15 protein-coding genes and 1 rRNA gene are annotated in these 20,801 nt (G+C 56.1%); 9 read left to right on the top strand and 7 right to left on the bottom strand.

Annotated elements, in window-relative coordinates; genetic code table 11:
* The 9 genes from rrf to ACTVJH_RS14330 all read left to right on the top strand — a co-directional run bounded on the left by rrf (position 1) and on the right by ACTVJH_RS14330 (position 7,669).
* Positions 1 to 114: ribosomal RNA gene (rrf, locus tag ACTVJH_RS14370) — 5S ribosomal RNA — on the top strand.
* Positions 115 to 384: 270 nt separating this feature from the next.
* Positions 385 to 669: a monovalent cation/H+ antiporter complex subunit F gene (locus ACTVJH_RS14365; RefSeq protein WP_455992145.1), complete on the top strand. Its 285-nt coding sequence runs from the start codon at positions 385 to 387 to the stop codon at positions 667 to 669.
* Positions 666 to 956: a cation:proton antiporter gene (locus ACTVJH_RS14360; protein ID WP_455992142.1), complete on the top strand. Its 291-nt coding sequence runs from the start codon at positions 666 to 668 to the stop codon at positions 954 to 956. The genes ACTVJH_RS14365 and ACTVJH_RS14360 overlap by 4 nt, the downstream gene beginning before the upstream one ends.
* Positions 953 to 1,960, top strand: a complete 1,008-nt coding sequence (locus ACTVJH_RS14355) for a hydrogenase subunit MbhD domain-containing protein (protein WP_455992139.1) — start codon at positions 953 to 955, stop codon at positions 1,958 to 1,960. Before ACTVJH_RS14360 ends, ACTVJH_RS14355 begins: the two co-directional genes overlap by 4 nt.
* Positions 1,957 to 2,268: a sodium:proton antiporter gene (locus ACTVJH_RS14350; RefSeq protein ID WP_455992136.1), complete on the top strand. Its 312-nt coding sequence runs from the start codon at positions 1,957 to 1,959 to the stop codon at positions 2,266 to 2,268. The genes ACTVJH_RS14355 and ACTVJH_RS14350 overlap by 4 nt, the downstream gene beginning before the upstream one ends.
* Complete coding sequence (locus ACTVJH_RS14345) at positions 2,265 to 3,764, top strand: complex I subunit 5 family protein (RefSeq protein ID WP_455992134.1); 1,500 nt, start codon at positions 2,265 to 2,267, stop codon at positions 3,762 to 3,764. The genes ACTVJH_RS14350 and ACTVJH_RS14345 overlap by 4 nt, the downstream gene beginning before the upstream one ends.
* Positions 3,761 to 5,275: a proton-conducting transporter transmembrane domain-containing protein gene (locus ACTVJH_RS14340; protein ID WP_455992132.1), complete on the top strand. Its 1,515-nt coding sequence runs from the start codon at positions 3,761 to 3,763 to the stop codon at positions 5,273 to 5,275. The genes ACTVJH_RS14345 and ACTVJH_RS14340 overlap by 4 nt, the downstream gene beginning before the upstream one ends.
* A complete protein-coding gene (locus ACTVJH_RS14335) occupies positions 5,272 to 7,014 on the top strand; it encodes a complex I subunit 5 family protein (protein ID WP_455992129.1) in 1,743 nt (580 codons plus the stop codon). The genes ACTVJH_RS14340 and ACTVJH_RS14335 overlap by 4 nt, the downstream gene beginning before the upstream one ends.
* A 166-nt stretch (positions 7,015 to 7,180) precedes the next feature.
* Complete coding sequence (locus tag ACTVJH_RS14330) at positions 7,181 to 7,669, top strand: Na+/H+ antiporter subunit E (protein WP_455992126.1); 489 nt, start codon at positions 7,181 to 7,183, stop codon at positions 7,667 to 7,669.
* A 225-nt stretch (positions 7,670 to 7,894) separates the two neighbouring features.
* Here ACTVJH_RS14330 and ACTVJH_RS14325 read toward each other — a convergent pair whose 3' ends face one another.
* From ACTVJH_RS14325 to ACTVJH_RS14295, 7 genes are all read right to left on the bottom strand, one after another.
* A complete protein-coding gene (locus tag ACTVJH_RS14325; RefSeq protein ID WP_455992124.1) occupies positions 7,895 to 8,959 on the bottom strand; it encodes a phosphotransacetylase family protein in 1,065 nt (354 codons plus the stop codon).
* A gap of 59 nt (positions 8,960 to 9,018) precedes the next feature.
* The gene (locus ACTVJH_RS14320) at positions 9,019 to 11,130 is read right to left on the bottom strand and encodes an acetate--CoA ligase family protein (protein WP_455992122.1); all 2,112 of its coding nucleotides are present in this window, start codon (positions 11,128 to 11,130) and stop codon (positions 9,019 to 9,021) included.
* A 101-nt stretch (positions 11,131 to 11,231) separates the two neighbouring features.
* Positions 11,232 to 12,530: a (Fe-S)-binding protein gene (locus ACTVJH_RS14315; RefSeq protein WP_455992119.1), complete on the bottom strand. Its 1,299-nt coding sequence runs from the start codon at positions 12,528 to 12,530 to the stop codon at positions 11,232 to 11,234.
* A gap of 1 nt (position 12,531) precedes the next feature.
* Complete coding sequence (locus ACTVJH_RS14310; protein ID WP_455992116.1) at positions 12,532 to 13,917, bottom strand: FAD-linked oxidase C-terminal domain-containing protein; 1,386 nt, start codon at positions 13,915 to 13,917, stop codon at positions 12,532 to 12,534.
* Between the two features lie 228 nt (positions 13,918 to 14,145).
* The gene (locus ACTVJH_RS14305) at positions 14,146 to 15,840 is read right to left on the bottom strand and encodes an L-lactate permease (RefSeq protein WP_455992113.1); all 1,695 of its coding nucleotides are present in this window, start codon (positions 15,838 to 15,840) and stop codon (positions 14,146 to 14,148) included.
* A gap of 369 nt (positions 15,841 to 16,209) precedes the next feature.
* On the bottom strand, positions 16,210 to 19,716 hold the full coding sequence (gene nifJ, locus ACTVJH_RS14300) for a pyruvate:ferredoxin (flavodoxin) oxidoreductase (protein ID WP_455992110.1): 3,507 nt from the start codon (positions 19,714 to 19,716) through the stop codon (positions 16,210 to 16,212).
* A gap of 410 nt (positions 19,717 to 20,126) precedes the next feature.
* The coding region (locus ACTVJH_RS14295; protein WP_455992107.1) for a hypothetical protein at positions 20,127 to 20,801 on the bottom strand (675 nt) is incomplete at its 5' end.

Below are 20,801 nucleotides of genomic sequence, written 5' to 3'. Positions count from 1 at the left end.
CTGGTGACCAAGGCGGAGGGGACACACCCGATTCCATCTCGAACTCGGAAGTTAAGCCCTCCAGCGCCGATGATACTCCGGTTCTAACCGCGGGAAAGTAGGTCGTCGCCAGGACTTCTTTTTTCAATCACCAAAGAGCCCCCACATCAAACGATGTGGGGGCTCTTTGGCGTTATGGGTCATACGTCAGGGAGTCTGCAACGAAAGGGGGGGAATCCAACGTTTGCAGGGTACCCAACGTGATTCAAAGGGGTTGCGTTGCATCCTGCGGTTTCCCGTGATATTTTATTTTGGTACCACTTCTGAGAACAGGATTGTTGATGTAACAAACAGGGGTCATTCCTCAGTCAGGTAGGTTGCAACCAACACGATCCGGGAGTGCTTATGCACATGTTTTTTCTGTCCATGGCCTGCTTTCTACTTTTGACCATGCTCGTTGGTCTTATCCGCGTTTTTCAGGGTCCTGGTGATGAAGACCGGCTTGCAGCCATGCAGCTTTTCGGGACCACTGGTGTGGCCGTACTGCTCCTTTTGGCTGCGGCATTTGACTCGTCAGCCCTGCGCAATACGGCCCTTGTTTTCGCCTTGCTGACGGTCCTTGCGGTCGTTGCCTTTGTGCGTGTTCCTGGCGGAAATAACCGGTCTCACAACCACGAGGATAATTCATGATGGCAGATATTCTTGTCTGGGGGTTCTGTCTGGCCGGTGCGTTTTTCTTTCTGGCGGGGACCGTGGGGCTGCTTCGATTTCCGGATTCCCTGAGTCGCCTGCATGCCCTGACCAAGGCGGACAATCTGGGACTTGGCTGTGTGTCTCTGGGGCTCATGTTCAGCGCGGATTCTTTTCTGGAGGCCGCCAAGATCGGTCTGATCTGGATTCTGGCCATGACAGCCGGTTCCACGATCTGTTTTCTTTTGGGCCAGGCTATGCAGGCCAATATACGGAGACGCCAATGAACCTGCTTCTCGTCCTGGATATCCTGCTCATCACGGCACTTCTGACAACCGCATGGAGAATTCTTGAATCTTCGGACATTTTCCAGGCCATCGTTCTTTTTATTTCATTTGGGCTTTTTTTGGCCATGGTCTGGCTCAGGCTTGCAGCCCCGGACATTGCCCTGGCCGAGGCAGCTGTTGGGGCCGGCCTGATTGGTGTTCTTTTTCTGGGGACCTTCAAGGGGTTGGAACCACAATCGAGAAAATTTCAGGAAACAGAGGGGCTCAGACCCTGTCGTCTTGATCGTCCCGAAGCCTGCCCCACGCGCATGCATCATCTCGCTGCCCTGGTGGGCGTATTGGGACTGCTGGTCATCCTTGGCTCGGCAATCTGTGATCTTCCTCAAACGGCCGGGGGATTGGCCGCCCTGGCCACCGAAAGTCTGAGGCCTGATGGAGTCAAACACCCGGTTACAGCGGTGCTTCTTGATTTCAGACTGTATGACACCTGGCTGGAACTGGCCGTACTTATCCTGGCCCTGCTTGGGGTGCTCGGGGCTGGTGGGCGCAGTTCCATCCGCCAGCCTGACTCTCCTTTTGGAGAAAACCCTGTGCTTCTCTGGCTGGTGCGCCTGCTCATCCCTGTGGTGCTCTCCACTGCCGTGTACATATTGCTTCTTGGAGATCATGCCCCAGGAGGAGCCTTTCAGGCCGGAGTGATTCTGGCCTCCGGCCTGACCCTGCTCTGGCTCTCCGGTTACAGATCCGTGGCGGCCCTGCCCCGATGGCTGTGGTACGCTCTGGTGATCTGCGGATTCGCGTCCATCGAGGTCTTCGCGATTTGTACATTCTGGCTGCAGGACGTTCCTGTCCTGGGCTATCCGGACAGACTGGTCAAACCCTTGATACTGGCTCTGGAATCCCTGGCGGCTTTTTCCATAGGGGTTATCCTGGCTACCCTGACCGTTGAAACGCTGACAGGAAAAGATGCCACCGATTCCAGGGGAAGCAGAGGTCGCTTATGAACACCTTTTTCATCTATTCCCTGGCAGCAGCTCTGCTGATCTGTCTTGGCATCCATGGGGTGGTCATCCGTCGCCACCTGTTGCGCAAGGTCATGTCCTTGAACATTATTTCAGGCGGGGTTTTTCTCTTACTCATTGCCACTGCCTACCGGAACCAGGATCCAGGACCGGATCCCGTGCCCCAGGCCATGGTGCTCACGGGAATCGTGGTGGCGGTGAGCGCTACGGCCTTTGCTCTCGCCCTGATCCGCAGCATCCACCTCACCACCGAAGATGATGCTGAGGACACCGATGGGGAGCAGGAATGAATCTTCTGGCCTGGCCGCTGATCATTCCGTTTTTTGCTGCTCTGATCTGCATTCCGTTTCGGGGCAGGGCAGCGATTCTGAGCGTTGGGACAGCGGCTGTGGCCATCATGGTCCTGAGTATCCGACTTCTTTTCCTGGTCTGGAAACAGGGGCCGATACATCTTCAGCTCGGTGGATGGCTGGCGCCTTTGGGCATCGGCCTGCACCTGGATGGGCTCGGGGCCCTGTTCCTTTTTCTGGCCGCCATTGTCGGAACCCTGGTCACTTCCTATGCCGCCTGTTTTTTTGCACCCGGGAATCAGCAACCGGATGCCGGATATTTCTGGACCCTGTGGCTTGTTTTATGGGCCGGTCTCAATGGGGTTTTCCTGTGTTCGGATATCTTCAACGCCTATGTTCTGCTGGAGATCACCACCCTGGCAGCCGTGGGAATGACCATACTCTCAGGGACGAGGGCCTCGCTTGTGGCGGGGCTCCGCTATCTTCTGGCCGCCATGTTCGGAGCTCTCATGTATCTTCTGGGTGTCTCCCTGCTCTATGCCCAGGCCGGGGTGCTCGATTTTTCTCTGCTGGCCGGGCAGATTCTCCCTTCCATGGTTTCGGGCACAGCCTTCGGCCTCATGGTTTTCGGTCTTATTCTCAAATCCGCCTTGCTGCCCTTCCATTTCTGGCTTCCACCGGCGCATTCCAACGCACCTGCTCCGGTGAGTGCCATTCTCTCGGCCCTGGTGGTCAAGGCCTCGTTTTTCCTTCTTCTGCGTATCTGGTTTGTGGTCTTTTCCGGACTGACACAGGGACAAACCGGGCGACTTGCTGGGATATTCATAGGTTGTTTGGGGGCCACAGCCATTCTCTGGGGTTCTTTGCAGGCCATCCGCCAGATCCGGCTCAAACGGATGATCGCCTATTCTACAGTGGGGCAACTTGGTTATCTGTTTCTCCTGTTTGCCCTGGTCGCTTCTCCTGACGCGGAAAATCGGAGCTCCATGGCCTGGACCGGGACCGTATTCCACGCGGTATCGCATTGTCTGGCCAAGGCCGGATTGTTCCTGGGTGCCGGATGCCTGGTCCTGGCTATGGGCACGGATGATCTCAAGGCCATGCGAAATATCGCCGGACGGCTGCCGGTGCTCACCTTTTCCCTGGGAGTTATCGGGATAAGCCTCATGGGGCTGCCTCCAAGTGCCGGCTTCGTGGCCAAATGGATGCTCTTGCGTGCCTCTCTGGCTGCGGGGCAATGGTGGTGGGCCGTGGTCATCACCCTGGGAGGCCTGTTGACAGCCGCCTATGTATTCAAGATTTTATCCTACACCTTTGTCTCCTATGATCAGGATGACGCTCCTGCCCTGCGGCCCGTACCCCTGGCCATGACCCTTTCCGTTCTGGGGCTGGGTATCTTGTGCGTTCTTTTTGGTTTCCGGTCGGAAGAGGTTATTATCCTTCTGGGACAGGGAAGCATTCCGTTTTCTTCAGGCATTTCGGAGGGAGCCCCATGAATGCACAATCCTGGCTTCTGGTGGTGGTCCTGTGCAGTTCGCTGGTCACCGGGCTGATCATTTTTGTCCTGCCTGAGGAGAATACGAAAACCCGTACCATCCTGAACATGGCCGGGGCCACGATCAAGGTGATCGGGGTGTTTATCATGGGCTGGGATCTTCTGGTTCACGGAACCCTGTACGAGGTGGAATTCAACATGGGGTTGGGATTCAACTTTCTGCTCAGGGTGGACCTTTTGTCCCTGGCCTTTGTCTCCCTGTCCAGCAACCTCTGGTTTCTGACAACCATGTACGCTGTGGGCTATCTTGAAGATTCGCCTAACAGGAGCAGATTTTTCGGCTTTTTCAGCCTGTGCGTGACCGCCTCCACGGGTGTGGCCCTGGCCGGCAACCTGATCACCTTTTTCATTTTTTACGAATTTCTGACCCTGGTCACCTATCCTCTGGTTGTACACAACGCGACGTCCGAGGCGCTTGCCGCAGGTCGGACCTATCTCTGGTATGCCATGAGCGCCGGGGCAGTGTTCTTTTTCGCCGTGGCCTGGCTTCAGGTGCTGGTGGGGCCGTTCGATTTTGCCCCGGGCGGGGTGCTGCATTCAATTTCTGGTCTGTCCAGGACAAATCTGATCATCATTTTTATTCTGCTCATCTTTGGACTGAGCGTGAAATCTGCCCTCATCCCCATGCACGGCTGGCTCCCTAAGGCCATGGTCGCACCTGCCCCGGTGAGCGCCCTGCTTCATGCCGTGGCCGTGGTCAAGGCCGGGGCCTTCGGGGTGTTACGCGTGGTGTTGGATGTCTACGGCAAGGGGTTCGCCTCAGAGCTCGGCGTGCTCACCCCTCTGGCCGCAGTTGTGGCGGCAACCATTCTCTTTGGCTCGTTCAGGGCCCTGATGCAGAACAATCTCAAGCAAAGGCTGGCCTATTCCACGGTGAGCCAGGTATCCTATATCGCCCTTGGTGCCGTTATTCTGGCTCCTCTGGCCACGGTGGGCGGTCTGACACATCTCGTGCATCAGGGGGTCATGAAGATCACCCTGTTTTTTTGTGCCGGAATTCTGGCCAAAATTCGCGGTATCCACGATATCGATCAGATGAACGGTATCGGTCGGACCATGCCGCTGACCATGGCCATGTTCACTGTGGCCAGTCTGGGGATGATCGGTGTGCCGCCGATGGCCGGTTTTGTCAGCAAATGGTACCTGGCTGTGGGCGGACTGCAGTCCGGAGACCATTGGGTGGTCGTGCTTCTGGTTGCAAGCAGTGCCCTCAATGCCGCCTATTTCCTGCCCATACTGCATGCGGCCTGGTTCAAACCTGTTCCCCCATTTTCCGAAAAGACGGTAAAAGAAATAGCCCGACGTCAAAAGGCCGAGGCCCCCTGGAGCCTGCTTGTGCCCCCGTTGGTCACCGCTGGTTTTTGTCTGGCCGCGGGAGTGTTTGCCGGATGGATCTGGAGTCCTCTGGGTGTTGCCGAACAGATCATCTTTGGCCGGGAGGTCGGACCATGATCTGGATCGCGGTGATCTTTTTTCCTCTTCTTCTGGCCGCTCTGTTGCCCCTGTCCCGGATCAGACCGTTGATCTGCAGGCACGGCCTGTGGATGGCCTGTGTTCCGGCCTGTTTGCTGGCCGTTATGGGAATCGATGCCAGCCCCGGCCAGTATTATTTTTTGTTTTTGGGAACCAGTTTGCATTTTGGTCAATTCGGCAGGGTTTTTCTTTTTTTGACTGCAGTGCTCTGGGCTGCCTCCGGGCTGTTTGCCTGCGGCTTTCTCCAAGGAAGTGACCGACGTAAAGCAACCCGGTTCAGCCTGTTCTTTCTCCTCTCGTTATGCGGCAATATCGGCCTCTGTCTGGCTCAAGATCTTGCGTCTTTTTATGTTTTTTTCGCTGTGATGAGTTTTTCCGCATATGGCCTGATCATTCATGATGGAACACGTCAGGCACGGCAAGCGGCGCGGATATATCTGATCATGACCGTGCTGGGGGAGGTGTTTCTCGCTGCATCATTTTTTTACGCCAGTCTGACAATCCCGCTCATGAAAAATCTCGCCTTTTCCCAGGTGATTCCGGCCCTGGGCAATCATCCCTGCAAATCCGTGGTCATGGTCCTTGCCTATCTGGGCTTCGGGGTCAAAGCCGGAGCGCTCGGTCTGCATGTCTGGCTCCCTCTGGCCCATCCCGCTGCGCCCATCCCGGCCAGCGCGGTGCTGAGCGGGGCGATGATCAAGGCGGGGCTTCTGGGGTGGTTGCATATGTTTCATGCCCCACAGCCGCAGGGCTGGGGCATCATCCTGGCGTGGACGGGACTTTGTGCCGCCGTGTACGGTGTGCTGGCCGGAGTGCGCCGGCACGATCCCAAGACGATCCTGGCCTATTCCAGCATAAGTCAGATGGGCTTGATGACCATGGCCCTGGGTTTTTTCGTCATTGCCGGAGAACCAGACGGACACGAGGTTTTGTCCGGCCTGCTCTTTTTTGTCCTTGTTCACGGTCTGGCCAAGGGCTCTTTGTTTCTCGGGGTCGGCCCGGCACTGGCTGCGGGTCGAAACACCCAACGTGGCCATCTTGTTCTCGCGGGATTGGCCCTGGCCTCCCTGACACTGGCAGGACTGCCTCTGAGCGCAGGGGGAGTGGTCAAACAGGGGCTCAAGCAGGGCGTCTTGTTTGTCCCTGCTCCCTTAAGCGGTTTTTTTACGTTCATGCTCGGGGTTACCGCCACCGGCACCATGCTCCTGCTTGCAGTGTTCATGTATCGGGTATGGAGCAGGATGCCGGAAAGAACCAGGCAGACATCCGGTATGACCATTGCGGCATGGATCGTCCTGGTGCTTTTGGTGATCCTGGCCGAGTCCCTTGGACACATGCTGCCCTCCATCCACATCCTGGATGTGGGCCCTGGACCATCACAGGTCATATCCGGGGTGTGGCCCATTGTTCTGGGCATTGTGCTGGCTGTTTTTTTTCTGAAGTCTCCCTGGGGGCGTCACGAGTCCTCGGGGCTGGACAACCTTTTTCTTGATCAGATTGAGAGTCTCTTTCAGTGGTTGCGTCAGAAATGGCTGACAGGGCACTATTGCAATCCGTCCTGTGGACGGGTCAACGTGGAAGGCTGGGCAAACCAGTTGCTTGAAACCCGCTGGATGCTCACCGTACCCGATCTGTTGGAAAAACGTCTTTTATACTGGCATACGGCCGGGGCCCTGTTTGTCATTCTTCTGCTTCTTTTTATTGTTTTGATCCGGTAGGCTGTGTGCATACTGTCCGACCCGCCGCAGGGACGCTATGGTCGTTGGCTTATCCTGTTTGAAACGGGGTGAGCCGACTATGCTGCTTCAGGTGGTTGAAAGAGAACAGATGAGCTTTGCAAACCGTCCAAAACTCACAATAGATACGGGGAACGCTGGGGCGATTATGCAAACCATTTTTTGGTCATCATGGATTCAGGCCATTGCTGCGCGGACGCTTGTATTCACCATGATCTGGTGGATTCTGACTGAAGGCGAGGCCATATTCTCTGCATGGACACTTGTGGGAACCGGTTCGAGTGTGGCCATTACGGTCCTGTTATGGCCTCCCGGATCCTGGACGTTGCGATTCTGGCCCCTGATTCGATTCGTCCCGTTTTTCCTATGGCATTCCCTGCTCGGTGGCATGGACGTGGCTTACCGTGCCCTGTGTCCGGCTGCCCATGTGCGCCCCCAAACAATTGCCTTTTCTTTTACTCTGCAAAAGGAAATCGCCAGGGTCTTTTTCATCTGGACCGTCAGTCTGCTTCCGGGAACTGCCGCGATCGGCCTTGACAAGGATGTGGCCACAATCCACATCCTTGATGTCGGATTGAGTGATATGGACAAATTACACGAGTTGGAACGACACCTAGCCGATATTTTTGAACAATAAAGAACTTGAAGGATACGTGGGCCTCCGTGACGATATGCCGGTTTCCAACGACCAGGCTCAACAAACAAACGAGAATCCGCAAAAAAAATCTTGTGCAGGCATTTCAGATAGATACGGCTGATATCGGATGGCCATGCTACCCACCACAAAGAAGCCGGACCATGAAGAGATCGTTCATGGTCCGGCTTCTTGCGCATCAATGCAATATGATATGTGTGTTACGATCTAGATCCCAAGAACATTTTTCAGGGCAGGTATGTCGACATTGGTGTTGATGATCTGGGTAGCCTGGTTGATCTTGACCATGTCTCTGAGTTTGTGACTCTTGAGTATGTTTTCCATCTTTTTGGCCACGGTATAGGTATCGTCACGCACAATGATGATCGGGACCTCCAGGACTTCGGACCGGCTGAGGATGATGTCGTTAGGGTAGAGATTGCCGGTCAGCACGAGGCAGGGGGCACCCCCTTCCAAAGCCACGAGCTGGACATCGGAACGGTCTCCGCCAACGATGATCGCAGCCTTGGGGTGTTTCTTGAAGTGGGTCATGAAGTTTTCCACCTGCATGGTCCCGATGAGGAAGTTTTCCACGATCTTGTCCGCCTTGGAAGTGACCGAGATGATCTTTCCGCCCAATCTTTCGGACAGATCCTGAATGGTGATGGACTGCATGATCGGATCGGGCGGGATGACGCCCAGAACCTTGACCCCGTTGTTCTCGAGAAACGGGGTGATGACATTTTCAACCTCATCGCGCATTTCTTCTGGAACATCATTGAAGAGAACGCCCTTCAGGGCATCTCCCAGTTTTTCCTTGGCACTCATCAGATAATCGTAATTGATATTCTTGCTGTATCGGTCCACCAGGATGGTCGAAAGATCCAATGCGTTGACGATGGCGGGGCCGTCAACTCCGCAGTATTTCCCCGAATGCAGAAAGCTGCCCGATCCACCCACGATCATCATTTCCTTGCCCTGGGAGAGCTGGGCATAGGCCTGTTTGATTTTGGGCAGGGGAGATTCGCATCCTCCAGACAGTGCATTGATCTTGAAATCATGGGTGATCACCACCGGGGTGACCAGGGAGGGATCCGCATCCAGGCCGAGGATGCTCTGGATAAAAAAAGCGTCTTCGTCCCCGAGTTTGTCACCTGCCTTGGTCGGGACCGCGCCCACCGGCTTCATGTACCCGACATCTATGCCCTCTTTCTGGAATCTCATGCCCAGAGCCAGGGCAATCATGTTTTTGCCCGCGTAACCACTCGTGGAACCTATGTACAAACCTTTCATGGTCTTCTCCTTGTTGGTGAGTTGCGTCATTTGGAATGGATATTCAGGATCTGCGTGGATCAGACATTCAGGGACAGCCGTACATCTGCCACCACGGCCCGATCCGCGTTGACCAGGACGGGATTGAATTCCGCTTCGTAGATTTCCGGAAAATCCAGGGAGAGCTGGGACATGGTCAACAGGATGTTCTCAATGGCCTTGAAGTTGACGGATTCTTCACCGCGAACACCCTTGAGAAGCATGTACGATTTGATTTCCCGAATGATGATGTGGGCGTCTTCAGTACTCAAGGGCGCGAGACGAAACGAGATGTCCTTGAGTACCTCCACATAGATCCCGCCAAGTCCGAACATGAGCAGGGGGCCGAATTGTTCGTCCCGCTTGAATCCGATAATAATCTCCTTGGCACCCTTGGGTGCCATTTCCTGAACCAGACAGCCGGTGATCATGGCTTCGGGACGCATCTTCTGGGCACGTGCAGTGATATCCAGAAAGGCCTCGCGTACCTGATCCTTGTTTTTCAATCCAACTTTGACTCCGCCCACGTCGCTTTTATGGGAGATTTGTGGCGAGGCGATTTTAAGAACCACGGGATAGCCAATGCTGTCGGCAGCAGCCACCGCAGCATCACTGGTTCGCGCAAGGTTCGTTTTGGGGACAGGCAGGTTGTAGGCTGAAAGAATTTCCTGTGCCTGGAATTCCACTATTTCCGACGCCCCGGCTTTGTGTGCCGTGTGGATGACTGCGGCTGCCCTGTCCACATCTCTTTTAATTTCTGGAATGATTGGTTCTTTTCGGTTTTTCCACAGGAAATACCGGTACATGGTTTCTATGCTGGCGATAGCTGGCTCGGGAAATGTATAGCAGGGCAGTCCGGCCTCCTGGAGCATCTTCTGACCGTCCGAGGTTCGGTGTTTGCCCATAAAACAGGGAAAAACAGGCTTGTCCGTTGTTTTGGCTACCCGGATGATGGCCTCGGTGATGGCCTCGAGATCCGCTGCCGCCGTGGAGGTCGGGGTGAGCATGACCAGCACCGCATGGATGTTGTCATCCTGCAGGACGACCTCCAGGGCACTGCCAAAGCATCGGGAATCCGCGTCTCCAGCGATGTCGACAGGGTTGTAGGGCGAGGCGTATGGGGGAAGAACCTCTTTGAGTTTGTTCACCGTGGATAGGGAGATGGAGGCCATGTTCAGGGCGGATTTTTCACAGGCATCCGCAGCCATGATTCCAGGGCCACCCGCATTGGTCACGATGGCCAGGTTCGCTCCCTTGGGCAGAGGCTGTTGGGAAAAGGCCTGAGCCAGGTTGAACAGCGATTCAATGGAGTTGGCCCTGATGACTCCGGCCTGGTTGAATGCCGCGGTATACACGTTGTCTGATCCTGCAATGGATCCGGTATGGGAAGAGGCAGCCTTGGCACCAGCGGACGTGGTACCCGATTTGACCATGATCACTGGTTTGTCCTGGGTGACCTCCTTGGCTTTGACCATGAATTCGTCACCATTGCCGATGTTCTCGATGTATCCGAGAATAACCTTGGTGTCCGGGTCTTTGCCCAGATAGTCGAGCATATGGCTTTCATTGAGCAAGGCCTCGTTGCCCAGACTGACGAATTTGGAAAAGCCCATGTTTTCACCTTGGGCCCAATCCAGGATGGAGGTGCACAACGCGCCGGACTGGGAGAAAAAGGCGATATTGCCCTGCTTGGGAGAGCCCGAGGCAAAGGATGCGTTCACATGGCCGCCGATATTGATCAGACCCAGACAATTGGGACCGATCAGGGCGATGTTTTCCCGTTTGCAGAGTTCGGCAACGGCCATTTCCAGCTTATACCCCTCGTGGCCGACCTCCTTGAACCCGGCGGTGATGATGATCGCTGATTTGGTGTGGAGCTTGGCCAGTTCCTCCAGAGAAGAAAGGACAAATTGTTTGGGGATGGTCAGGACGGCCAGGTCGAGATCTTCGGGAAGATCCGCGATGGCGTTGACTACGGGCAGTCCCATGATTTCCGTGGCCTTGGGATTGACTGGAAACAGTGTCCCCTCAAAACCCGCCTCAAGCATGTTGGTGACGAGGGTGTGACCGATTTTTCCCGGTGTTCCCGAGGCCCCGATGACTGCCACGGTCCGGGGATTGAACAATGAAGGGATGTTTTCTGCGTAGGACATAATGGGTTCCATGGTTAGAATGTTTTTGCGGAGGATGGCCGAAAAACATTATAGGGTTTGCGCTCGGTATTTCACGAGTCGGATACTCTGCCACACGGTACTCAGGGGATCATCTCCCCATAGATTTCAATGGTGTGTTTGACCTCGATGGGGTCGTTGTTTCTGGACAGATTATCCTGGATCTGGAGCATGCAGGCCGGGCATCCCGTGGCAACAATCTGGGCGTTGCTCTGGACAATATTGTCCCGTTTTGCTCGACCGATGTTCTTGGACAGGTCATAGTGCTGCAGATTGAAACTTCCCCCGCACCCGCAGCAGCGGTCCGCATCGACCATTTCCACCAATTCGAAATGGGGATTGGCCTTGATCAGGGTGCGCGGCTGGGCCGCCACATCCAGGGATTTTTTCAGATGACAGGGGTCGTGATAGGTGACGGTCTGGCCGCCGTGCTCGGGGAGTTCCGGGGGCGTCACCCCGATAACGTCCACGAGAAAGGCGGCGATATCCAGTGTTTTGTCAGAAATGGACCGGATCTGCTCCTTTTCCGTTTCTGTGAAGTCCTGGTCCATGAGCGGCCAGACCTCCTTGATCGTGGACGTGCAGGTGGCGCATGCCGTGACCAGATAATCGAAGTCTTCCTGCATAAATGCCTTGAGATTCGCCCGGGTCAGGGAGACATGGGTGGCTGTGTCCCCCGAGGCCAGTGCCGGGATGCCGCAACAGGCCTGTCCTTCCGGCATGAAAATGCCCACACCGTGATGGGTGAGCACCCTGATACAGGTCTCAGCGATGTCCGGATAGATTTTGTCCAGCATGCATCCCGGGTAAAAGGCCACCTTGAGTCCGCTCGAGCCGGCCGGGGTGTTCATCGACTTGACCCTTCTGTGCAGGGACTTTTTGGCCAGGGCCGGAAAATGGCGTTCCCCGAGCATGGGTCTGAGCATGGCGCAGGAGGCCGTGTGAACTATGGGGCTTTCTTTTTTCACGGCCACTCCCTGGATCATGGAGGCCATGTCCAGGAGCCGGTTGAACAATTTGGGACGGGAGAGCATGCCCTTGAAGATGGCCTTCTTGGTTGGGGAGAGACCCACATATTTGGTCAGAATGGCCCGGGCGTTCAAGAAAATGTCCAGGATTTTGACTCCTGAAGGGCAGTTGGCCGCACAGGAGCCGCAGAGCAGACACTTGTCCAGGCTCTCCTTGACCTTTTTCGGGTCCTTGACCAGTTCCTGGGCCAGGTTTTCCAGAAGAATGATCTTTCCCCGGGCGACATCGGCCTCCTTGAGGGTCTCCCCGAATACCGGACAGACCGCCTGGCACAGGCCGCAATGCATGCATACGGCCATCTGGTCGTCGAGTTTCTTGAGCATTCTGCTGAGTTCTTTCACATCGCTGGACATGCTAACCTCCGATGATCTTGCCTGGATTGAGGATACCATTGGGGTCCAAGGATGTTTTCAGATGGCGGCAGAAGTCAATGGTCGTTCTGGAAACCTCGTGTTTCATGAATTTGCTCTTGGCGATGCCGATGCCGTGCTCCCCGGAAAGCGTTCCCTGAAGGGCCAGGGCGTGTTCAAAGATCTCGTCCACGGCCTGCTCCACTTTTTTGAATTCTTCTTTGTCCCGCTTGTCGCAGAGAATGGTCGGATGGAGATTGCCGTCACCCGCATGACCGAAGATGCCGATGGTCAGGTCGTGTTTCTTGGCGATGGACCGGATGGCGTCGATCATGGCCGGGATCTGGCTGCGGGGGACGGTGGCGTCCTCGAGCACGGTCGTAGGTTTGAGTCGGGCCAGGGCGGGCAGGGCGTCACGTCGGGCCTGCCAGATGGCCGCCTTTTCCTGGGCGTTCTTGGCCGCTGTGACACTTGAAGCACCGAGTTTTGTGCACAGGGCCATGACCTTTTGGGCCTCTTCTTCGACCTGGGCGGGATGACCATCCACCTCGATAAGCAGCAGTGCCTCGGCATCCGTGGGCAGGCCGGCCTTGGAATAGTCTTCCACGGTACGGATGGTGAAATTGTCCAGAAATTCCAAGGTACAGGGTACGATCTTTTCGGAGATGATCGCCGAGACTGTTTCCGATGCTTTGGCCATGTCGTCGAACACGGCCAGCATGGCCTTGGAAGCGACCGGGGGCGGAACCAATTTGAGGATGATCTGGTCGAAAACCCCCAGGGTGCCTTCGGAAGCGATCATCAGTCCGCTCAAATTGTATCCGGTCACACATTTGACCGTGCGGGAGCCGGATTTGATCAGCCTGCCGTTCACATCCCAGAAATCCACGCCCATGACATAGTCTTTGGTCACTCCGTATTTGAGACCCCGAAGACCGCCTGCATTTTCAGCCACGTTGCCGCCCAGGGTCGATACGGCCATGCTCCCGGGGTCAGGGGGATAAAAGAGTCCTTTGGCCGCTACAGCCGCAGCGAATTTGGCGGTGACCACGCCCGGCTGGACTACAGCATACAGGTCGTTTTCGTTGATTTCCAGGATCTTGTTCAGTCCGTTGGTCAGAACGACCATCCCGTGTGTGGATGATGGGATGGTCCCGCCGCTCAGATTGGTTCCTGAACCCCGGACGGTCATGGGGATCCTGTTCTCGTTGCACAGATGGACGACCTTTCCCAGGGTCTGACTGTTCACGGGCCGGACCACCAGTTCAGGGACCACGCTTTCAAGTACCGCAGAATCATAGGAGTAGGATATGCGGTCAACCTCACTGTCCATGACGTTTTCATTCCCGAGCAGGGTCTTCAGTTCCTTGACGAGTGCTTTTGTAATCATGATGCGTTTCTCCAAAATGCGTACATGGATGGTTGGTGCTGATTTCAGGATGATGCGCAGGCCTCTGCCCGGAAGAACTGAGTAAGAGGGTGAAGATTGTAGCGGGATACCGCGTTTGAGATCTGTGTCGTGCCTTTGTTCTGTACCAAGGCTCACCAGCTTGGAATGTTTCCGAAGCTGGTGAGCCACATTCACTTTTGCGAGGCATGTGTTTTTTCTGGTACGTCCTTAGAACGTATTCGGGAAGAGAACAAAGACGAAAAGCAGTCCGGTAACTCCGACAATGAGTCCGTAGATCAGACAGGGAATCATGGTCTTGCGCAGGATGAGTCCTTCTTCACCGGACAGGCCCACGGTCGCCGAGGCGGCCACGATATTGTGCACGCAGATCATATTTCCCATGGCTCCTCCCACGGCCTGGAGGGCCACGATGATTTCTCTGCTCACCTTGATGTTCTCGGCAATGCCGTACTGAAAATCAGCAAACAGCAGGTCGGAAACCGTGTTTGAGCCGGTGATGAACGAGCCGAGGGCACCGACAAAGGCGGCGAACATGGGCCAGCTGGAGCTGGCGATGATGGACACGAATTCTGCCATGCTCATGGGCATGGAGCCGTAGCCCTGGGGATTATGCCCCGACTGCTTGAAGATCTCGACCATGGCCACGGCAAAAAACAGGGCGATGGCGGGATTTTTGATCTTGACGAAGGCCTCCTTCCAGGCGGCCGCGGCTTTTGTGCCGTTCATGCCATGGATGAATATGGTCAGGATGGCCACGAGAACAAAGGGAATCATGCCGGGGTTGTACAGGGGCGTCATGGCAAAGTTGACATGATCGTATCCCAGGATGTGCGTCCAGGAAATGCTCAGCGAGTTGACCCAGCTTTTGAAAGGAAGTTCGGCGATGCGGGTCAGAACCAGGAACACGGCGATAAGGATGTACGGAGTCCATGCCCTGAGTTGACCCATGCGTGGCTTGAGGTCGGTCTTGCCGGGCTCGATGCTGCCGACCCAGTCACTGCCCCATGAGGACTGAGGACCAAAATCCCAGGTGTCTTTGGGCAGGAACAAGCCTCTTTTGGCAGCCGTAACCACGATGGCCAGCCCGATGAGTGCGCCGATAAGCGATGGGAATTCCACGCCGACGAGAAAGGCCACGGCCACATAGGGGACGAGGAAGGCAACCGATGCGAACAGGGCGAATTTCCACACGCCGAGCCCTTCCTTCCAGCTTTTGTTCTGACCGAAGAACCGGGTCATAAAGGCACAGATGGCCAGGGGGAGGATCAGGCTGACTACGCCATGGAACATGGTCGACCATTCACCGACATTCTTGAGAAATCCATCGAACGTGGCGAAACCGAGGGCGGGATCACCCGTGGCGAGGGCGGCCTCTACTTTGGGGCGCAGGGTCTTCAGGCCGAACCAGATCGGAGTACCCACCGCACCGAAGGTGACCGGGACGGAATTGCAGATCAGACAGATGCTCACCGCTGCCAGGGCCGGAAACCCAAGGCCGAGGAGCAGCGGGGCGGCAATGGCCGCAGGCGTTCCGAATCCGGCCGCACCTTCCAGAAAGGCGGCGAACATGAAGGCGATAATGATCACCTGAACTCGTCGGTCCTGTGAGATGCCAAAGAACCCGTGGCTGATGGTTTCCATTCCCCCGCTTTCCCGCAGGGTGTAGAGGATGAGCAGCGCGCCGAAAACGATGACCAGAACGTTTATCGCACTTCCGAATCCGCTCAGGGTTGAGGCGATGATGAGCGTGGCCGGCATTTTCCAGATGGCTATTCCCGAGAGGGCCGCCACCGCCCATGCCAGAGGCATGGCCTTGGTGGCCGGCCATCGAAAACCGACCATGAGGACGAGAACCATCGCGATGGGTATCAAGGCGATGAAGGCGAGAAGACCGAGCGACATGACAGACTCCTTGAAGCTGAAAGATTATCTCCGCATGCATGGATACCATGCACCCTTGCCGGTGGGTCGGGTACTGCCTGGAGAGATGGGGGAAGACCCGTTCGCCTCATCTCTTTTGATTATGAGAGTTCCCCGGTCAAACCTCTGTACGGGTGATCCAGGGGAACACACATCCGCTTGAAGGTGTCCCGGTCCTTTTTCCTGGAGAAAAGAGAAACTCCTTTTCCCCGGGACAGGAAGGGCCGGATGGTTCCGGGACTGCGCTTGCAGCCCCGGACATCGGCACGGAATGGAGCTTCAGTGCGTGTATTTAACAGAGTTGTGCATGCTTGGCTACGTAAACAATGATGTTTTTCACCGCGTGTTGTTTTATTTTGCGGCCCGTTCCTTGAACGCCGTGAATTGGGCCTTGTACCTGGCTTCGAGTTCGGCACGGAGACGCTTTGACTGTTCGGGGGCGATCATGGCCAGCCGGGCGTACCTGTTTTCCCCTTCCAGGAATTCCTGCAGGGTACCGTCCGGCTCCTTGGAGTCGAAGATAAAAGGATTCTTGCCTTCCTCGGCCAGGCGCGGATTGAACCGGTACAGGGGCCAGTAACCCGAGGCCACGGCCAGTCGTTCCTCTTCCTGGGTCTTGCCCATGCCTTTGCGGATGCCGTGGTTGATGCACGGGGCGTAGCAGATGATCAGGGACGGTCCCGGATAGGATTCCGCCTCCTTGAATGCCTTGAGCATCTGATTCTTGTTCGCGCCCATGGCTACAGATGCTACATACACATATCCATAGGTCATGGCCATACGTCCGAGGTCCTTTTTACCGGTTCGTTTGCCTGAAGCCGCGAATTTAGCGATGGACCCGAGCGGGGTGGACTTGGAGGACTGCCCGCCCGTATTGGAATAGACCTCCGTATCCATGACCAGAACGTTGATGTCCTCGCCCGAGGCCAGAACATGGTCCAGACCACCGTAACCGATGTCATAGGCCCAGCCGTCACCCCCGAAGATCCAGATGGATTTCTTGGTCAGCAGGTCGGATAGGCTGAAGATCTCGTCGTATAAGGGAAGATCTTCTTCGTTACTCAGGAGATTGAGGATGGTTTCCCCATGCTTCTTGGACTGTTCGGGATCGTTGCGTTCATTCAGCCAGCCTTCCATGGCCCGGACGAGTTCGGGGGATTCGATCCGGTCTTTGGCTTTGCGGAGCAGATCGGCCAGCTTGTCTCTGCGTTGATTCACCGCCATGCCCATGCCGTAGCCGTATTCCGCGGCGTCTTCGAACAGGGAATTGCCCCATGCAGGGCCGTGACCGTATTTGTTGGTGCAATAGGGAGTCGTGGGCGCAGAGGCCCCCCAGATGGAGGAGCAGCCCGTGGCATTGGCAATGAACATGCGCTCGCCAAACAGCTGGGTGAGGACTTTCACGTACGGGGTCTCCCCGCAGCCGGCACATGCCCCGGAAAATTCGATCAGGGGCTGCTGGAACTGGCTGCCCTTGATGGAATCGCGTTTCATCAGGGAGTCTTTGATGGCAAGGGTTTGAGAGAAATCAAAGTTGGGCACTTCTTTTTGTGTCTGGCTTGCCAGGGGTTTCATGACCAGGGCCTTGTCCTTGGCCGGGCAGATGTCCGCACAGTTGCCGCATCCCAGACAGTCCATGGTATTTACCTGGATCCTGAATTGCAGACCGGCAAGCTCTTTGCCCTTGGCCTCTTGCGTGGTGAAGGTTGCCGGCGCGTCGGCCATTTCGGCTTCATTGGCCAGGACCGGACGGATGGCCGCATGGGGACAGACAAAGGCGCATTGATTGCACTGGATGCAGTTCTCCTCGATCCATTCGGGAACCATGATGGCCACCCCCCGTTTTTCGCAGGCAGAAGTTCCCAGGGGAACGATTCCGTCGGGCTCGAAGGCGGACACAGGCAGTTTGTCGCCCTGCTGGGCCAGTATGGGCCTGACCACTTCGCGGATATAGGCGCTATCGTTGGAAGGGGACGCATGTTCGTCAATCGCATCTGTCCAGGATTTTGGATAGTCTACAGCGATCAGATTTGCCGCTGCCTGATCCACGGCCGCGATGTTCATGTTCACGATCTTGTCGCCCTTTTTCCCATAGGTCTTTTTGATGGAATCCTTGAGCAGCCTGACGGCCTCCTCAAAGGGAATGACCTCGGTCAGCTTGAAAAACGCGGTCTGCATGACCATGTTGATTCGACCGCCAAGGCCTACGCTGGAGGCGATTTTGACCGCATCGATGGTGTGGAACTTGAGCTTTTTGCGGGCAATAATCCTTTTCAGGGATGCGGGCAGTTCGGTTTCCATCTCCTCAAGGGTCCACGGGGCGTTGAGCAGGAAGGTCCCTCCTTCCTTGATGGTCTCCAGGATATCGTACTGATGCACGTAGCTCGCCTTGTGGCAGGCGACGAAATCCGCGGCATTGACCAGATAGGTGGACTGGATGGGTGTGTGGCCGAATCGGAGATGGGACACGGTGATGCCCCCGGACTTTTTGGAATCGTAGGCGAAATATCCCTGGGCAAACATGTCCGTGTTGTCGCCGATGATCTTGATGGCGCTCTTGTTCGCGCCCACGGTACCGTCGGAACCCAGGCCCCAGAACATGCACTGGACCGTGCCTTCAGGCGTGGTGTTCAGATCTTCGGTGATCTCGAGGGAGGTGTGGGTGACATCGTCATTGATCCCCACGGTGAAATGGTTTTTGGGGACCGCTTGGCGCATGTTTTCGAAAACCGCCTTGACCATGGCGGGCTGCAATTCCTTGGAGCCCAGCCCGTAGCGTCCTCCACAGATTCTCGGGGTCTTGGCCCGCTCCATGAACGCGGTACAGACATCCTGATACAGGGGCTCCCCTGTGGCTCCGGGTTCCTTGGTCCGGTCCAGAACGGTGATCGATGCGGCCGTGGCCGGGAGGGCGGCGAAAAAGGCCTCAGTGACAAAGGGGCGGTACAGCCGGACCTTGACCAGACCGACCCGTTCGCCCTGCCTGACCAGGTGGTTGACCACCTCTTCGATGGTCTCGCAGGAGGAACCCATGGATACGATGACCCGATCGGCTTCCTTGTGGCCCACATAGTCGAAGAGATTGTAGGAACGTCCGGTGAGTCGGGCGACCTTTTTCATGTTTGCCGAAACAAGGGCCGGGAGCTGGTCGTAGAAGGGATTGGCCGCCTCGCGGTTCTGGAAATAGATGTCCGGGTTCTGGGCCGTTCCCCGGACATGGGGGTGTTCGGGATTCATGGCCCGGGCCCTGAACTCCTCCAGGGAGTCGCGGTCGAGGAGTCCGGCCATGTCCGCATAGTCGAGGACCTGGATCTTCTGGATTTCGTGGGAGGTCCTGAACCCGTCGAAGAAGTGGACAAAGGGCAGAGATGCCTGCACGGCCGAGAGGTGGGCCACCAGGGCCATGTCATGGGCTTCCTGCACGGAATTCGAGGCCAGGAAGGCAAATCCGGTCTGACGGGCGGCCATGACATCGGAGTGGTCCCCGAAAATGGACAGAGCATGTGCGGCCAGGGCCCTGGCCGTGACATGAAAGACCCCGGGAAGGAGTTCGCCGGATATCTTGTACATATTGGGAATCATGAGCAACAGCCCCTGAGAGGCGGTGAATGTGCTTGTCAGGGCGCCTGCAGCCAGGGAACCGTGCACTGCCCCGGCTGCTCCGGCCTCGGACTGCATCTCCCGGATCTTCACGACCTGGTCGAAAATGTTTTTGCGGCCCTGGGCGGCCCATTCATCGGCGATCTCACCCATGGTCGAGGAGGGGGTGATCGGGTAGATGGCGGCTGCGTCGCTCATGGCGTAGGCGACATACGCTGTGGCGGTATTTCCATCCATGGTTTTGGTTGTCATGCCCATGATATTGGTGGCTCCTTTGTTCATAGTGGGAGATGATGAGGGCTGCCCGTGTCGGCAGCTGAATTCTCGTATATCTAACAAGAAGAATGCCAGAAAGATGCTGGAAGAGATTGATTATGTATTACGGAGTGTTAGATGTAGGGGGTGTTTGTGAATGACGGTGAGACCCATTGGTGGTCCGGAATACTGGACGATGAAGGGAGGCCTTGGGGAGGGGGGCGCTGGTAGTCCGGTTTTTCGGACCAGGGGGAAGGGCAACGACATGCAGCACTTCTTTCCGAAAATGCATGAAGGCCCGGTATCCCTTTGGGAATACCGGGCCTTCATGCATTTTTTCGAGAAATCTCAGGAAAGTATGTTCACCAATCAGACAGGGAAGCAGAAACGCCTTCAAAACGTCCCCGGAATCGCTACCAGGAGCATCCGTTCATCTTCGCCCCTACGCAAGACCGGCTGGCTGGATTCCAGTGCTGGCAGTCGTACGGGCATTCCTGTTCGGGCATCCAATTGGGATAGTCGACCTCCTTTTTGATCGACCGGCAGTTGATTTTGCACTGGGTGTTCACCATGTACATCAGATCACGGCAGTGGGTGTAGCGTGTAGCGTTGTTGGGGAACTGCCGTTCGCTGGCGATGCAGTTGGGGATGAATTCACGGGCCTCTTCAGCGCATTTGTCAAAGCTGGGGTCGAAGAGGGAGGAGCAGTAAGCATAGCACCCCTGGTCGCCAATGAGGCATCCGTCCTGGCACTCGCCGTAGGTCGCCATGGTTCCGGCATGGGACGGGACAACGGCATACAGCAGGAAAAAGAGACTCGTGATGATCGAACGTGACATGGTCATGGCCTTGCCTCCTTGATGGGCGAGTAAAGTGAACCGGCAGGTCTGATCAGCCTGTCTGCGGGATACGCAGACCGTATCTCTACCGTGTCGGACCGCATAGGGGCCATTGCTGTCAACCCTTCCCGAAGACATGCCTGTATGCTGATCGAAAAATTTCTTCTCATGTACCTTGAATCGGGGACGATGTAAAAGAAATTCACCCAGAACCATCAAACGGCCTGCGACGTGTATGCGTCGCAGGCC

Source organism: Desulfoplanes sp. PS50 (assembly GCF_053851535.1).
This window is presented reverse-complemented; position numbering and strand designations above follow the sequence as displayed.

Excerpts from the sequence above, each read along its gene's own strand:
- ACTVJH_RS14365 (WP_455992145.1), top strand. The coding sequence starts at position 385 with ATGCACATGTTTTTTCTGTCCATGGCCTGCTTTCTACTTTTGACCATG.
- ACTVJH_RS14360 (WP_455992142.1), top strand. The coding sequence starts at position 666 with ATGATGGCAGATATTCTTGTCTGGGGGTTCTGTCTGGCCGGTGCGTTT.
- ACTVJH_RS14355 (WP_455992139.1), top strand. The coding sequence starts at position 953 with ATGAACCTGCTTCTCGTCCTGGATATCCTGCTCATCACGGCACTTCTG.
- ACTVJH_RS14350 (WP_455992136.1), top strand. The coding sequence starts at position 1,957 with ATGAACACCTTTTTCATCTATTCCCTGGCAGCAGCTCTGCTGATCTGT.
- ACTVJH_RS14345 (WP_455992134.1), top strand. The coding sequence starts at position 2,265 with ATGAATCTTCTGGCCTGGCCGCTGATCATTCCGTTTTTTGCTGCTCTG.
- ACTVJH_RS14340 (WP_455992132.1), top strand. The coding sequence starts at position 3,761 with ATGAATGCACAATCCTGGCTTCTGGTGGTGGTCCTGTGCAGTTCGCTG.
- ACTVJH_RS14335 (WP_455992129.1), top strand. The coding sequence starts at position 5,272 with ATGATCTGGATCGCGGTGATCTTTTTTCCTCTTCTTCTGGCCGCTCTG.
- ACTVJH_RS14330 (WP_455992126.1), top strand. The coding sequence starts at position 7,181 with ATGCAAACCATTTTTTGGTCATCATGGATTCAGGCCATTGCTGCGCGG.
- ACTVJH_RS14325 (WP_455992124.1), bottom strand. The coding sequence starts at position 8,959 with ATGAAAGGTTTGTACATAGGTTCCACGAGTGGTTACGCGGGCAAAAAC.
- ACTVJH_RS14320 (WP_455992122.1), bottom strand. The coding sequence starts at position 11,130 with ATGTCCTACGCAGAAAACATCCCTTCATTGTTCAATCCCCGGACCGTG.
- ACTVJH_RS14315 (WP_455992119.1), bottom strand. The coding sequence starts at position 12,530 with ATGTCCAGCGATGTGAAAGAACTCAGCAGAATGCTCAAGAAACTCGAC.
- ACTVJH_RS14310 (WP_455992116.1), bottom strand. The coding sequence starts at position 13,917 with ATGATTACAAAAGCACTCGTCAAGGAACTGAAGACCCTGCTCGGGAAT.
- ACTVJH_RS14305 (WP_455992113.1), bottom strand. The coding sequence starts at position 15,840 with ATGTCGCTCGGTCTTCTCGCCTTCATCGCCTTGATACCCATCGCGATG.
- nifJ (WP_455992110.1), bottom strand. The coding sequence starts at position 19,716 with ATGGGCATGACAACCAAAACCATGGATGGAAATACCGCCACAGCGTAT.